The organism is Micromonospora luteifusca, from assembly GCF_016907275.1.
GTDB lineage: Bacteria > Actinomycetota > Actinomycetes > Mycobacteriales > Micromonosporaceae > Micromonospora > Micromonospora luteifusca.
Genome location: NZ_JAFBBP010000001.1, coordinates 3,719,195 through 3,733,804, shown reverse-complemented (window position 1 = coordinate 3,733,804; position 14,610 = coordinate 3,719,195). Strand labels below are relative to the sequence as shown.

At 70.8% G+C, this 14,610-nt stretch carries 13 protein-coding genes; 1 reads left to right on the top strand and 12 read right to left on the bottom strand.

The window, feature by feature from the left end:
- Positions 1–58: 58 nt before the first annotated feature.
- The 5 genes from JOD64_RS16935 to JOD64_RS16915 all read right to left on the bottom strand — a co-directional run bounded on the left by JOD64_RS16935 (position 59) and on the right by JOD64_RS16915 (position 7,258).
- Complete coding sequence (locus JOD64_RS16935; RefSeq protein ID WP_204943104.1) at positions 59–2,269, bottom strand: bifunctional glycosyltransferase/CDP-glycerol:glycerophosphate glycerophosphotransferase; 2,211 nt, start codon at positions 2,267–2,269, stop codon at positions 59–61.
- A 15-nt stretch (positions 2,270–2,284) separates the two neighbouring features.
- On the bottom strand, positions 2,285–4,243 hold the full coding sequence (locus JOD64_RS16930) for a DUF5941 domain-containing protein (RefSeq protein ID WP_204943103.1): 1,959 nt from the start codon (positions 4,241–4,243) through the stop codon (positions 2,285–2,287).
- A complete protein-coding gene (locus JOD64_RS16925; protein WP_204943102.1) occupies positions 4,240–4,986 on the bottom strand; it encodes an ABC transporter ATP-binding protein in 747 nt (248 codons plus the stop codon). The genes JOD64_RS16930 and JOD64_RS16925 overlap by 4 nt, the downstream gene beginning before the upstream one ends.
- Position 4,987: 1 nt before the next feature.
- A complete protein-coding gene (locus JOD64_RS16920; protein ID WP_184180913.1) occupies positions 4,988–5,815 on the bottom strand; it encodes an ABC transporter permease in 828 nt (275 codons plus the stop codon).
- A 72-nt stretch (positions 5,816–5,887) separates the two neighbouring features.
- Positions 5,888–7,258, bottom strand: a complete 1,371-nt coding sequence (locus JOD64_RS16915) for an L-serine ammonia-lyase (protein ID WP_204943101.1) — start codon at positions 7,256–7,258, stop codon at positions 5,888–5,890.
- 499 nt (positions 7,259–7,757) lie between these two features.
- On the opposite strand from JOD64_RS16915, the gene JOD64_RS16910 reads away from it, so the two are divergent.
- Positions 7,758–7,967, top strand: coding sequence for a PspC domain-containing protein (locus JOD64_RS16910; RefSeq protein ID WP_204943100.1), 210 nt, complete (start codon positions 7,758–7,760; stop codon positions 7,965–7,967).
- 383 nt (positions 7,968–8,350) lie between these two features.
- Here the strand turns inward: JOD64_RS16910 and JOD64_RS16905 are convergent, their stop codons facing one another.
- The 7 genes from JOD64_RS16905 to pdxH form a co-directional block, all read right to left on the bottom strand.
- Complete coding sequence (locus tag JOD64_RS16905) at positions 8,351–9,202, bottom strand: DUF4230 domain-containing protein (RefSeq protein ID WP_204943099.1); 852 nt, start codon at positions 9,200–9,202, stop codon at positions 8,351–8,353.
- A gap of 99 nt (positions 9,203–9,301) precedes the next feature.
- Positions 9,302–10,465, bottom strand: coding sequence for an acyl-CoA dehydrogenase family protein (locus JOD64_RS16900; protein ID WP_204943098.1), 1,164 nt, complete (start codon positions 10,463–10,465; stop codon positions 9,302–9,304).
- Positions 10,466–10,509: 44 nt separating this feature from the next.
- Complete coding sequence (locus tag JOD64_RS16895; RefSeq protein ID WP_030329612.1) at positions 10,510–10,815, bottom strand: type II toxin-antitoxin system VapB family antitoxin; 306 nt, start codon at positions 10,813–10,815, stop codon at positions 10,510–10,512.
- 187 nt (positions 10,816–11,002) lie between these two features.
- A complete protein-coding gene (locus tag JOD64_RS16890) occupies positions 11,003–11,605 on the bottom strand; it encodes a nitroreductase family protein (RefSeq protein ID WP_204943097.1) in 603 nt (200 codons plus the stop codon).
- A complete protein-coding gene (locus tag JOD64_RS16885; protein ID WP_204943096.1) occupies positions 11,605–12,534 on the bottom strand; it encodes an aldose 1-epimerase family protein in 930 nt (309 codons plus the stop codon). Before JOD64_RS16885 ends, JOD64_RS16890 begins: the two co-directional genes overlap by 1 nt.
- An 18-nt stretch (positions 12,535–12,552) precedes the next feature.
- Positions 12,553–13,851, bottom strand: a complete 1,299-nt coding sequence (locus JOD64_RS16880) for an MFS transporter (RefSeq protein ID WP_204943095.1) — start codon at positions 13,849–13,851, stop codon at positions 12,553–12,555.
- Positions 13,848–14,477: a pyridoxamine 5'-phosphate oxidase gene (gene pdxH / locus JOD64_RS16875; protein ID WP_204946101.1), complete on the bottom strand. Its 630-nt coding sequence runs from the start codon at positions 14,475–14,477 to the stop codon at positions 13,848–13,850. The genes JOD64_RS16880 and pdxH overlap by 4 nt, the downstream gene beginning before the upstream one ends.
- Between the last annotated feature and the right edge of the window lie 133 nt (positions 14,478–14,610).

Sequence of the window (14,610 nt, the reverse complement as noted above, 5' to 3'; positions counted from 1 at the left end):
TCGGGTAAACGTCTTATGTTCGGCAAATGACGCTGCTATTACACGACAATAGGCGCGATCAGCAGCGCGATGATTGCTCGCTCGGCTCCCCCAGGAACACCTGGCGCACCACCCGCTCGGCCGCCCGCCCGTCGTCCAATGTGCAGAACCTGCCCCGGAAATGCTCGCGCGCCTTGGTCGCCGCCTCCGAGCGCACGGCGTCGGTACGGAACAGGTCGAGCAGATCAGCGAAGGTGGTGGCTACCGCGCCGGGCGGCTCGGCCGTCACGTCGAAGTAGACACCCCGGGCCAGCCGGTACGCCTCCCAGTCCGGGGTGTAGAGAACGATGGGCCGGTCCAGCACCGCATAGTCGAACATCGCCGACGAATAGTCGGTGACCAGCACGTCCGCCATCAGGTAGAGATCCTCCACCCGCTGGTAGCCGCTGACATCGCGAACCCGCTCCCAGTCCACCGGCCGGCCGGGACGCCGATCACGATCGTGGAAGTAGTGGCTGCGCATCAGCAGCCGACCCGAGTCACCCAGCGCCCGCACGAACCGGTCCGGGTCGAAGGGCGGCCGGTAGCCGGGGAGATGCTCGCGGTGCGTCGGGGCGTACAGGACGACCTGCTCGTCGGGGCCGAGGCCGAACTCCGCGCGTAGCCGGCGCACCTCGTCCGGGCCGGCGGTGACCAGGCGGTCGTTGCGCGGGTAGCCCACCTCCAGGGTCGTGTAGGTGGCCGGGTACGCCCGGTCCCACATCTGGGTGGAGAAGCTGTTCGCGCTGACGCTGTAGTCCCAGCGGTCCACCCGGCGCAGCAGCCCGGCGAAGTCCATCCGGCCCGCGCCGATCGGGTAGCGCTGCTGATCCAGGCCCATCACTTTCACGGGTGTGCCGTGGTGGGTCTGCAGGTGCACCTGCTCGGGTCGCTTCCGGACGAAGTCCGGAAAGTTGACGTTGTTGATCAGCCACCGGGCGCGGGCGAGCACCCGGAAGTACGCCGGGGTGCCCGCGACCACGTACTCCACCCCGGTCGGCACGGTGTCCACCCGGTCCCGACGCACGATCCACACCCCGCGCACCCCCGGCGCCAACTGCCGGGCAATCTCGTAGATCGCCGCCGGGTTGCAGGAGTATCCCCGGTACCAGTAGGAGGCGTACACCGCGAGTGTCGGATCGATCGGCCGATGCAGTTCGGCGCGGTAGTACTCGCGCAGCAGACCGTCGCGGGTCAGCCGGGCACCGCGCCGAGCAACCGGGCCGACCCGGCGCCGGGCGGAGCGGGCCTTCCTGCGGGCGGTGTCGCGGGCCCGGCCGGCGGTCCGTAACGCGCTGAAGGTGCGCCAGCGGCCGGCGGCGACGAGCCGGTGCTTGATCCCCTCCACGCCGTCGGGCACCGGATAGCCCCCGGGCGGCAGCCAGCGTTCGTAGTCGGCGGTTATCTGCGCGAAGAACGCCTGCCGCAACTCCGGAGCGATCCGCTGGCCGTTGCCGAGCACGGTCAGGTAGTGCCAGATCATCCGCTCGAAGACCGCCGGCCGCAGGGCGTCCGTCGCCGAACCCCACGAATCCATCAGGTGGAAGACCCGGTGCCACTGGGGGAAGACCTCGAAGTGCCGGTCCCCCCGGGTCCGGGTGATCGCACCGGCGCGGCGTTGCCGGTAGTTGACGCAGACCCGATCCAGTACGCCGATCCGCTGCGCCGCCATCAGGACCGGGTAGCTGAACGAGACGTCCTCGTACCAGCCCGGCGCGAAGCGCAGTCCCAGGTCGACCAGGAACTCCCGGCGGACCAGCCGGTTCCACGCGGTGTGCAGCAGTCGCATCGCCTCCGGCCGGTCCCGCAGCTGGAAGGTGCCCGTGCCGGGTGACTCCGGAAACACCTCGGCCATCGCACTGCGGGTGGCGGTGTCGTTCCAGTGGGTGCGGACATGATCGACCAGCAGCACGTCCGGCCGGGTGCCGCGCAACCGCTCGGCGACCTCCGTCAGGCACTCCGGCGCCAGCCAGTCGTCACCGTCGATGAACCACACGTACTCGCCGACGGCCCGGTCCAGCCCGATGTTGCGGGCTGGACCGAGGCCCACGTTCTCCGGCAGCCGGACCGAGTGGACCCGCTGGTCGCGGGCCGCGTACTCGTCGATGATGTCGCCACTGGCATCCGGCGAGCAGTCGTCGACGGCGATCACCTCGATGTCGGTCTCCGGCTGACCGAGGATGGAGTCCAGGCATTCGCGCAGGTATCCCTGCACCCGGAAGGCCGGTACCACGAAACTGATCAGGGTCACCCGGCCGTCCCTCCGTCAGCGTGGCGCGGCACCTCCAGCGCCCACCGGCGCGACCGACGCCCGCGTGTTACCAGCCGGTCGGACGAACCAGGCCAGGACGACGCTCACCACGAAAACCACCAGAAGGTAGGCACCGAGTGTAGCCAGCCCGGCACCTGCCGTGCCGCCAATCGCCGCGAGGGCCAGCAGTGTCGAACGCCCCTCCCAGCCCAGCGTAGCCAGGTGCAGAGGCGGTGCCGCCTGCCGTTTCTCCAGTCGAGCGGTCAGGTCGTAGTGGTGCACGGTGAGCACGAAGACGTACCCGAAGATCAGCCAACCTGGCACGTCGCCGACCACCCCGACCGCGATGGCGAACAGGTACTCGGCGGCCCGCAGCGCCGCGGGCACCAGCCAGTCCAGCGGCCCGTTGTGCGCCGCCCCGGCGCCCAGACCGCCGACCAGCAGCACCAGCAGCGCCACCGGCACCGCCCAACGCAACCCGTCGGGCGCGTCGCCCAGCAGCGCCGCGACCAGCAGCACCGCCGGGCCGAGCGCGGCGATCACCGCCAGGGTGAGCGGCCCCATCGGGCGGACCACCGGCAGCCGGCGGGCCAGCGGCCCGTCGTCGCGGTGCAGGGTGGCGTCGACCGTGTCCAGCACCGGCACCCACATCCAGCGGGCACGCAGCGTCCGCAACGCCCCGGTGTACGCGAACGCCAACGCACCCCAGACCAGCACCGCGATCAGGCTGACCAGCGGATTGAACAGCGCCGCGGTCAGCGCGATCAGCGCCCACCGCTCACCGATCGGGAAGACGACGGTCCGCTTCAGCCAGTAGGACACCGAACCGGTGTCGGCCTGCACCCGGGTCGACGCCGCGTTGAGCCGGTCGCCGATCCCACCGCCGGCCCCCGTCGCCGTACGCGGTCGGCGGGCCGCCTCGTCGTGCAGCACCCCGTACCAGGTGTCGGTCATGTGCCGGACGGTCTGCAACGTCATCGCTGCGATCGCGAGCGCCCAACCGTTGCCCAGCCCGGCGTGGCTCACCCCGAAGCCCAGACCGGCGTAGACCAGGTATTCCTTCGCCCGGTCCGCCATCGTGTCCAGCCAGCCGCCCCAGGCGCTGAAGTGCCGGGTGTAGCGGGCCAACTGGCCGTCCACGCAGTCGAGCACGAAGCCGAGGTAGAGCAGCACCGCACCACTGACCAGCGCGGGTCGCCCACCAACCCCGAACAGCACCGCAGCGGCCAGCGCAAAGAGCACCGAGATCGCCGTCACGCCGGTCGGTGTCAGCCGGAGCCGGGCCGCCAACCGCACCACCTGCGGTGACCAGGTGCTGACGAAGTAGGTGGTGAAGAAGTCGTCCTTCTCCTTCACCGACAGCCGCAGCTCGGCCCGGTCCTCGTCGACCGCGTTCACCGCCGCCTCGGCAGCGGCAAGCCCGGAGGCGTCCTCGACCCGGTGCGCGACGAGCAGGCGCACCCGCTGGGCGAAGATCAGGGTGCCGAGCGCCGCGAGGCCCGCGAAGAGCCGGTCCACGGCCGGCCCGGGGCCACCCGCCGCCCGCGCCGCGGCGGCGAGGGTCGGGAGATCGTCCACGCCGACCCGCAGTGCGCCGCCGAACACAGCGGTGGCGTCCCCGTCGAGGGCGTCCACCGCCCCGGCGTCGACCACCTGGCCGCGCTCCTCCCGGACGGCGGTCCGCCCGGGCACCGGCGGGTCGCCGAGCACCAGCGCCACCGTCGGCCCCACCGGGCTGGTGGCCAGGTGTCGCAGTACGGCGGTGTGCGCGACCAGGTCGGTTCCGGTGATCAGCACGGGCGCGGTGGCGGTGTCGACCAGCGCGGCCAACTCGTCGAGGTCGGCGGCGAAGCGCACCCCGTCCGCCCCGGCCCGACGCAACTGTGCGGCCAGGCGGTCGGCCAGCGACTCGCCGGTCGCGGTGGTCAGGCCCGCCGCGGGCGTCCCGGCGGCGAGCACGATCGCGAGCGTCACCGCGGAACCGCGGCGTGGTACGCGTCGAGTGCCTCGGCGATCGTGCCGTCGAGCGTCAACCGGCCCGCGTCGAGGTACAACCCCCGACGGCAGAACCGGGTCAGGTCCTTTTCGTTGTGTGACACCAGCACCAGCGTGCGCCCCTCCCCGAGCAGACGATCAATTGTCGCGTAGCACTTCTTGCGGAACTCCGCGTCTCCGACCGCGGTCACCTCGTCCATCAGCAGGATCGGGTGCGGCAGGTGCGAGATGATCGCAAAGCCCAGCCGCACCTTCATCCCCGACGAGTAGTGCCGCACCGACGTGTCGATGGCCCGCTCCACCTGCTCACCGGCGAACTCGACGATCTCGTCGAAGTGCCGCTTCAGATAGCTCGTCGACAGCCCGTGCAGCCCACCGACCAGGTGCAGGTTCTCCCGCCCGGTCAGGTCGTTGGAGAAACCGGCCGACAACTCCAGCAACGGTGCCACCGCACCGTGCACCCGGATCGTGCCCTCGTCCGGGATGAGCACCCCGGCGATCAGCCGCAGCAGGGTGCTCTTGCCGGTGCCGTTGCGGCCGATCACTCCGATGGTCTCGCCCGGCGCGACGGTGAACGACACGTCGCGCAGCGGCCAGAACTGGCCCGGCAGGGCGCCACGCCCGCCCCGGTGGATGAACAGTTCCCGCAGCCGCAGTTGGCGGCGACGGTTCCGGACGAACCGGATGCCCAGGCCGTCGGCCTCGATGATCGGCGCGGCCATCTCAGAGTTCCTTGAGCACGGCGGGTTCCAACCGGCGGAACGACCACCAGCCGGCGGCCAGCACCAGCAGGCTGCCGACGACAGTGATGGCGAGCAGCCGGGCGTCCGGGAACTCGTCCGGGTACCAGATCGCGTGGTGCAGTTGGAAGATCCCGACCAGCGGGTTCAACTCGTACACCACCTTCAGCCAACCGGGCAGGCCGGACTCCCGCACCAGGCTGAGCGGATAGATGATCGGCGTGGCGTAGAAGAGCACCCGGATGATCAACCGCATGAACCGTTCCACGTCGCGCATCAGCACGTTCCACGCGGACAGCAACAGGGCGAGCCCGGTCAACAGAACCGCCTGGAGCGCCACCGCGAGCGGGAGGGAGAGCAGCGACCAGCCCGGGTGGATCCGACCGTGCACCGCGTAGATCACCGCGATGGCGATCAGGATCGGCAGGCCGGCAGCGTACTCGGCGAACCGGCCGGTGACCCGGCCGATCGGGAAGACCTGACGCGGCACGTTCATCGTGGTGATCAGCCGGGACTGGCCGGTCAGCGCGTTGGTCGCCTCGCTCAACGCCGAACTGGTCCACATCCAGGCGAAGATCCCGGTGATCAGGAACAGCGGGTACGACCCGGCCGCCTCGCCGAGGTGCCTTCCGGTGTCCCGGGAGTAGAGCACCCCGAACACGAACCAGTAGATGGCGCCCATGCCGAGCGGCTCGATCAACGACCAGAAGTAGCCCAGCACCGACTGCTGGTACTTGACCGCCAGGTCGCGCCTGACCAGGATGCGCAGCGAGTTGCGGTGCGACCACAGGGCCGCGACGCCAGAGGTCACCGCGAGCCTCCCGCCTCCTGAAACGGACGACAGGTTAGCAGTCGGTGAACGAATGCCCCGAATCGGCCGGACTCAGCACTCGATCACGTTGACGGCCAGACCGCCACGCGCCGTCTCCTTGTATTTGACCTTCATGTCGGCGCCCGTCTCCCGCATGGTCTTGATGACCTTGTCCAGCGACACCTTGTGCACACCGTCGCCGCGCAGCGCCAGCCGGGCGGCCGTGATCGCCTTGATGCTAGCCACCGCGTTCCGCTCGATGCAGGGGATCTGCACCAGGCCACCCACCGGGTCACAGGTCAACCCGAGGTTGTGCTCCATCCCGATCTCGGCCGCGTTCTCGACCTGCTCCGGGGTGCCGCCGAGCGCCTCGGCCAGCCCCGCCGCCGCCATCGAGCACGCCGAGCCAACCTCACCCTGGCAGCCGACCTCCGCGCCGGAGATCGACGCGTTCTCCTTGAACAGCACGCCGATCGCGCCAGCCGCCAGCAGGAACCGCACGACTCCGTCGTCATCGGCGCCCGGCACGAACCGGGTGTAATAGTGCAGCACTGCCGGAATGATCCCGGCCGCCCCGTTGGTCGGTGCGGTGACCACCCGGCCACCAGCGGCATTCTCCTCGTTGACCGCGAGGGCGAACAGCGTCACCCAGTCCATCACGTGCAGCGGGTCGGCCGTCCCGGCGTCCGCCTCCAGGCCACGCCGCAGTTCCGCCGCGCGCCGCCGGACCTTCAACCCACCAGGGAGTACGCCGTCCCGCTCGCAACCGGCCCGCACGCACTCCTGCATGACCCGCCAAATCTCCAGCAGGCCGGCCCGGATGTCCGCCTCGCTGCGCCAGGAACGCTCGTTGGCCAGCATCACCTCGCTGATCGACAGGCCGGTCGCGGTGGTCTGCGCCAGCAGTTGCGCCCCGGTCAGGAAGGGGTACCGCACTGCCGTGCTGTCCGGCTTGATCCGGTCCGCGCCCGCCGCCGCCTCGTCCACCACGAAACCGCCACCAACGGAGTAGTAGGTGCGGCTGCGCACCTCGGCACCGGCCCGGTCGTACGCCACGAAGGTCATCCCGTTCGGGTGGTACGGCAGCGACCGGCGGCGGTGCAGCGTCAGGTCCCGATCCGGGTCAAAGTCGATCTCGTGCGCGTCCAGGATGTTGATCCGCCGCTCGGCCCGGATCCGCTCCACCCGAAGGCCGACGGTGTCCGTGTCGACCGTCTCCGGGGACTCGCCGGCCAACCCGAGCAGCACCGCCCGGTCGCTGCCGTGGCCATGCCCGGTGGCACCCAGCGAGCCGAACAGCTCAGCCTGCACCCGCGCGGTGTCGGTGAGCAGGCCGTCGGCCTTCAGCCCGGCCACGAACGTGCGCGCGGCCCGCATCGGCCCCACCGTGTGCGAGCTGGACGGGCCGATGCCGACACTGAAGAGGTCGAAAACACTGATCATGGCTGCGCTTCCTCGCCGTCGGCCCGGTGTACGGGAACCGACCCGGTTGTGGCCACCGGTCTGGCGGCCCCACTCGTGGCTGTGTGGTGCCGGTCACCCGGGGGTGTGGGTGCCCGATCAGCCAGCCTACCCGCCCAGCTCAGCGCCCAGCCGTCCGCTCGAACGCGGGCACCTGACCGTCGCCTGCCCGCCACCGGAAGATCACACTCGATCCAGGTTCCAGTGGTCTCCTGCCGCCCCCGAGGCCACTACCTCCAGGAACGAGCACGGCCTTGCTCCGGCTTCGGCTTCGGCTTCGGCTTCGGCCTCGGCTTCGGCTTCGGCTTCGCGTCTGGGCCTGGCGCGGGCTCTGGCTGGGGGCGTCAGGGAGGGGTGGCCGGGGTAAAGCACCTACGGGTCCACGGGTTGCCGATCCTCCTCGGGACCGAGGGCGAGTTGGCCAACCCTGTCTACCGTGGATTGCAGACGCGGCGCACCGCCGCAGAGTGGGAGTACGACGATGAGTCGCAAACTGGTCCGACCCCGCGAGGGACGCATGATCGCCGGTGTCTGCGCCGGCCTGGCTCGCCGGTTCAACACGTCGCCGTTCATGGTCCGGCTTCTGTTTCTGCTGTCCCTGCTACTGCCCGGCACCCAGGTGATCGTCTACCTCGTGCTGTGGGTCCTGATGCCGAACGAGGACCGCTACCTGGCCTCCACCCAGCGCTGACCCTCGCCGCGCCGCCAGACCGAACCACGCACCGTCGCAGTCGCACTGATCCGGGAGGCCACCACGTCAGTGGCCTCCCGGACCGGCAACGGGCCGGTTGGCCTCCCGGATCGGCAACGGGCCGCCTGCGGGTGGTGCCCGGAACGGGCGCCGGCCTCGCCTTGATCCACTCCATATCGGCGACATGGGGGTATCTCGTGCTCGGGATACCCCCATGTCGCCGATGTCGGGTCGATCATGGTGACCAAGCGACGCGGCAGAGCCCGGGCCACAGCGCAGCACCGACCTACCGCCGGACGCTCGGCGGAGTGACGGCCGAAACGGAAGCGCCCGCTCCGACGGACAGTCGGGGCGGGCGCTTCGGCGTTACGGGGTGTGGCAGATCAGGGGGCGGTGTAGGTGACAGTGATCTGCTGGTAGCCGAGGGAGCGCAGCAGCCCTTCCAGCATCTTGCGGGTGTTGTCCTGGGCCCGGGCGGCGAGGCCGCTGTCCCGGGCGGCACCGGTGATCCGGTCCTCGGCGAGCAGGTAGATCTGCTGCTGTCGGTTGGGGTCGTTGCCGACCAGGTCACCGAGCCGGTTGAGCAGACCGCGCTGCTCCGCGAAGACGTAGCTCTTCTCCATGTCGAGGTTGGTCTCGCCGAGCTGCGGTGCGGGCAGCTTGATCTCGACGGACTTGCCGTCGGCGGACTGGACGATGGCACCCTCACCGATCTTGGTGAAGTCGACGTACGCCTCGACGCTGCCGGCGCCGACGAACAGGGTGCGCTCGTTGAGCAGGAAGTCTGGCACGTTGCGCCGGTCGTTCTGGGTGTCGACGACGACCTGGAAGTTACCCTCGGCGGCCACGTAGCGGCTGAGGTCCTGGATCGACTTCAGCAGCGGTGGCTGGCTGCGGTCGGTCTGCTCCTTGGCGAACGGGTTGCGGAACTCCGGCAGGAAGCCGGTCGCCTGGATGCCGAGCAGCACCACCACGGCCAGCGCGGCTGCGCCGAGCAGCAGGAGCAGACCGCGAGCGGCCCCACCACCACCACCACCGTCGCCACCGGCGGTTGGGCCGCCGGGAGGACCGGCGGGCGGACCGCCGGGGCCACCGGGGCCGCCGGCACTTCCAGGGCCGCCCGGTGTATCAGTGGTCGGCTCGGGTGTAGCGGTCGACCGCTCCCGGAGATCGTCGCCGGTCGGGTAACCGGGAAACTCCCTCGTGGGCTCGTTGTTGCCAGCGTCGCGGGCCATCACGCTCACCGTCCTCGTCAGACACGTCGTCTGCCGATGACGGTACGGCCCCACTGCGACAGTCGCGCGTCGAGCGCCGGGACTGCGGATTCGGGCAGGTCAGGCGAATGCGGAGAGCCCGGTGAGCCGCTGCCCGACGACCAGTTGGTGGATCTCGGAGGTGCCCTCGTACGTCAGCACGCTCTCCAGGTTGTTGGCGTGCCGCATCACCGGGTACTCACCGGAGACGCCGTTGGCGCCGAGGATGGTGCGGCACTGCCGGGCGATGGCCAGGGCCTCCCGCACGTTGTTCAGTTTGCCCACGCTGACCTGCTCGGGCCGCAACCGCTGGGCGTCGGCGAGCCGGCCCAGGTGCAGCGCGAGCAGTTGCCCCTTGACCAGTTCGACGGCCATGTCGGCGAGCTTGGCCTGGGTGAGTTGGAAGCCGGCTAGCGGGCGACCGAACTGGGTGCGGGTGGTGGCGTACGCCAGGGTGGTTTCCAGACAGTCGCGGGCGGCGCCGACCGAGCCCCAGACGATGCCGTACCTGGCCTCGGTGAGGCAGCTCAGGGGTGCCTTGAGCCCGATCGCCTCGGGTAGTTGGGCGTCCGCCGGAAGACGGACGTCGTCGAGCACGATCTCGCCGGTCACCGACGCGCGCAGCGACATCTTGCGGTGGATCTCCCGGGCCGTGACGCCGGGTGTGTCCATGGGGACGAGGAAGCCGCGTACGCCCTCGTCGGTGCGCGCCCAGATCACCGCGACGTCGGCGATCGGCGCGTTGGTGATCCACATCTTGCCGCCGGTGAGCACCCAGTCGTCGCCGTCGCGGCGGGCCCGGGTGGCCATCGAGGCAGGGTCGGAGCCGTGGTCCGGTTCGGTCAGGCCGAAACAGCCGATCGCCTCGCCGGTGGCCATGGGCGGCAACCAGTGTTGCTTCTGCTCTGCGCTGCCGTAGCGCCAGATGGCGAACATGGCGAGCGAGCCCTGCACCGAGACCAGGGAACGGACGCCGGAGTCGGCGGCTTCCAGCTCCTGGCAGGCCAGCCCGTAGGCGACCGCGGAGGCGCCGGCGCAGCCGTAGCCCGTCAGGTGCATGCCGAGCAGGCCGAGCTTGCCGAACTCCCGGGCCAGCTCGCGGGCGGGCACCTGGCCCTGTTCGTACCAGTCGGCGACGTGCGGGCGCACCCGGTCGTCGACGAGTTGGCGGACGACGTCGCGGATCTGTCGCTCTTCGTCGGTGAGCGACGGGTCCAGATCGAGCAGGTCCAGCGGAGCGGTCATGGACGCCACCCTAACGAAGGTTCAGCGAGCGACAGAAGGGCTCGTCACTCGATTGGCTCGGAGAGCACCAGCACCCGGGCGTGGATCTGGTTGCGCTGTTGCAGGGCGGCACGCAACGCCCGGTGCAGCCCGTCCTCCAGGTAGAGCCCGCCGTTCCACTGCACGACGTGCGGGAACAGGTCGCCGTAGAAGGTGGAGTCCTCGGCGAGGAGCTTGTCGAGCGCCAACTCGCGCTTGGTGGTGATCATCTGATCCAGGCGCAGCGGACGAGGCGGGATCTCCGCCCACTGCTTCAGGGTCAGGTTGTGCTCCGGGTAGGGACGCCCGTCCCGGACCGCTCTGAAGATCACGACGGCACGCTCCCCTCCCCGTGGCCGGGCCGACCGACAGCGCCGAGCCGGGCCGCGGCGGGCACCGCGCGGCGCGGCACCGATGACCGTGCCAGCCTAGCCGCCCAGCGCACGCTGCGTTCTGCTCCCTGATGTCAGTTTCGCTACCGCTCGTCCGATCCTCAACCGGACGAACAGGACGTCATTCTCAGCTCCACCGACCACGCCGCACCACCTCGTCCATTCCGCGGCGCCCACGGCGCAGCGATGGTGACCGATGGTCGGGTGCCCGGTAACCGATTGTGACGGCTCCGATGGGTTGGTACTCGGCCGGCACGCCGAACGCGTCCCGGTAGGAGGCGAGCCGCTGCGGCGCGATGCCGAAGAAACACGCCCCCAGTCCCTCGTCCACGGCGGTGAGCAGCATCAGCATCGCGGCGAATCCGGTGTCCACGTGCCAGTACGGCACCGGCCAGCGGTTGGTCGACCGGTCCGTCCAACCCTTGTCCGGCTCCGCGTAGCGCTGCAGGTAGGCCGACTCGTTGGCGTGCGGCACCACGATCAGGGGTGCCCGGCGCATCCCCGCCAGCCAACGCTCCCGACCACCGCCCTCGGGTGTGGTGGCGGCCCAGAACCGCTCCCGGTCGGCCGGTTCCTCCAGCACCAGGAAACCCCAGCCCTGGGCGAACCCGGCCGACGGCGCGCGGACCGCGTGGTCGAGCAGCCGGTCCACCACGTCGGGCGGGACCGGGCGGTCCGGGTCGTAGTTGCGCACCATCCGCCGACGCCGGACGACCTCGGCGAACTCCATCAGGCTCCGGGCCGGATGCCCCAGGCACCCCGCCAGGTCGTGCCGGGCTTGAGCGTGAGCACGTCCTTGCCCGAGCGGAACGCATCCGGTGGGCAGGTCATCGGCTCGATCGCCACCGATCGGCGGTGCCGCTCACCGATGAGCGCATCGCCGGTGAACACCTGCCACCAGCCAAACTCGGAGTCCGCCCAGATGCTCACCCCCGCCGAGCCGTCCGGTGCGGACAGGCTCACCGACGAGCCGCCGTCGGCGTCGCGGATCACCTGGCCGAAGCAGAGGTCCAGCTCGGCGGAACCGATCCGGCGCGGGCTGGTCCAGTCGTACTCGGTGCCGGCCACCGGGGTCGCACCGACCGGCAGCAGCCGCCCGTCCACCAACAGCCGGGTACGGGCCGGCAGCCGCATGACCAGGTCGTCGACCGCGACGCCCGGCAGTTGCAGGTACGGGTGCACGGAGAAGCCGAACGGCGCCGCCTCCCCGCCGATGTTGGTCACCTCGTGCTCGGCGCGCAGCCCGTCCACACCGACGCTCCACCGGCTGACCAACCGCAACGGCCACGGGTAGCCGGGCTGGGGCGGAAGGTCGTAGCCGACCGTCACCGCGTCCTCGGACTGCTCCAGCAGACGCCACGGCACCCAGTTGACCAGCCCGTGGATGGCCACGTGCCGCTCCGGCTCGGTCAGCGGGAGTTGCTGCACCCGCTCCCCGAACGAGTAGCGGCCGTCGCGGATCCGGTTCGGCCAGGGTGCCAGCACCTGCCCGGTGCAGCCGGGGCAGACCTCGTCGGTCTGGTACCCGTCGACCAGGTCGACACCGTCGTGCCGGTACGTCCGAAGCCCACCGCCCACCTCCACGATGACGGCCTCGTGGCCGGCGGCGGAGATGGTCCACTGGGCGCCGGAGAACGGGCGCTGATCGGGGCTTTCCATGTCGGCGACCCTAACCGGTCACGTCCGGTCACCGCTCGACGCCGTCGCCGCCCGGTAGCGCAGCAGTGCCGGGAACGCGACCGCGAGCACCACCACGAGGACCGCCGAGGCGAGCCCGCCGGCCACCCAGGCCACCCCGCCACCGAACCCGGCGGCCATGGTGCCGGCCCGCAGATCGCCCAGACGAGGGCCGCCCGCGACCACGACCGTGTTGACGCCCTGGAGCCGGCCGCGCATCCGGTCGGGTGCGTAGACCAGCATCATCGACTGGCGCAGCACCGCGCTCACCAGGTCGGCGGCGCCGGCCACGGCGAGCAGCAGGACCATCAGCCAGAGCTGGTGGGCCAACCCCGCCGCGGCGATCGCAACTCCCCAGGCGACGACCGCGAGCACCAGGCCGAGCCCCTGCCGGCGGAGCCGGCCGATCCAGCCGGAGGTCAGCCCACCGATCATCGAGCCGATCGCGATGGCGCTGTAGAGCAGGCCGACCGCCCCGCCGCCGCCGAACCGCTCGTGCGCGATCTCCGGGAAGAGCGCCCGCGGCATGGCGAGGATCATCGCGATCAGATCCACCCCGAAGGACAGCAGGAGTACGGGTGTGGTGGCGAGGTAGCGGAACCCGTCGACCACACTGGCCAGGCCGGCACGGCGGGCCTGCCCGTCGGCGGTCGGCTCGGGCGGCAGCGCGGGCAGGCGTAGCGCCGCCCAGAGCATCGCGGTGAACAGCACCGCGTCCACCCCGTACGCGATGGGCAGGACGACCGTGGTGTCCGGTGAGGCGGAGAGGATCAGACCGGCGACGAGCGGGCCGGCGACCGAGGCCGCGGTGAAGGTCGTGTAGTTGAGCGTGCTGGCGGCCGGCACCAGGTCGTCCGGCACCAGCCGGGGCAGCATGGCGCTGCGGGCCGGCGAGGTGATCGCGAACGCCACCGACTGCAACGCCATCAACGCCAACAGCAGCACCGGGCTGCCCACGTTCAGCAGTGCCTGGACCAGCAGCCCGAGGGTGGACGCCCAGAGCAGCACCGACCCGCCGAGCAGCACGGCACGGCGGTCACGGGCATCGGCGATCGCGCCACCCCAGAGCCCGAAGATCAGCAAGGGTACGAAGGCCGCGACGCCCAGCAGGCCCACCCAGAACGAGTCCCGGGTCAGGGCGTACATCTCCACCGGAACCGCGACGGCGGTGAACTGGAATCCGAACATCGCCACGGTGTTGCCGAGCCAGAGCCGCCGGTACGCGGGCACACGCAGCGGACGTACGTCGATCGCCCAGCGACGCAGTCCGCGCGGCCGAGCCTCCTGCACACCCGTCACGGCGCCAACCGCTCGACGGCCCAGCCACCCTCGTCGAGGCGGCGGAAGCGGAGCCGGTCGTGCAACCGTCCGGCCCGCCCCTGCCAGAACTCCACCGACTCGGGTTGGACCCGCAACCCGCCCCAGTGCGGCGGGGTCGGGATCTCCGCCTCGTCGGCGAACCGCTCGGTCACCTCCTGGTAGCGCTCCTCCAGCGCCGCCCGGCCCGGGACCACCTGCGACTGCGGGCTGGCCCAGGCGCCCAGTTGGGAGCCGCGCGGCCGGCTGGCGAAGTACGCCTCACTCGTCGCGCGGTCGACGTGCGCGACCCGCCCGGCGACCACCACCTGACGCTGCATGGCAAACCACGGAAAGACCAGGCTGGCGTACGGGTTGGCAGACGCCTCGACGCCCTTGCGCGACAGGTGGTTGGTGAAGAAGACGAATCCGTCCGGGTCGTACCCCTTCAGCAGCACCGTCCGTCCGCTCGGTCGCCCGGCCGAGTCCGCGGTGCCCACCACCATCGCGTTGGGTTCGGGAAGCCCGAAAGCAACCGCGTCGGCGAACCAACCGTCGAACTGGGTGTGCCAGTCGACGGCCAGGTCAGCCTCTGTCAGGCCCAGGTCCGCGGCGTACTCGTTACGCATCGCAGCCGGGGCGGGTGTGTCGCCTGTCACGTCCCCACTCCTTCTCGGCGACCCGACCAACGCCCTCCCGCGCTGGCCAGACCGCACCGCCCAGTCTCGCCGAGTGGCGTCGAGATTGCGCGTCCGAAGATGT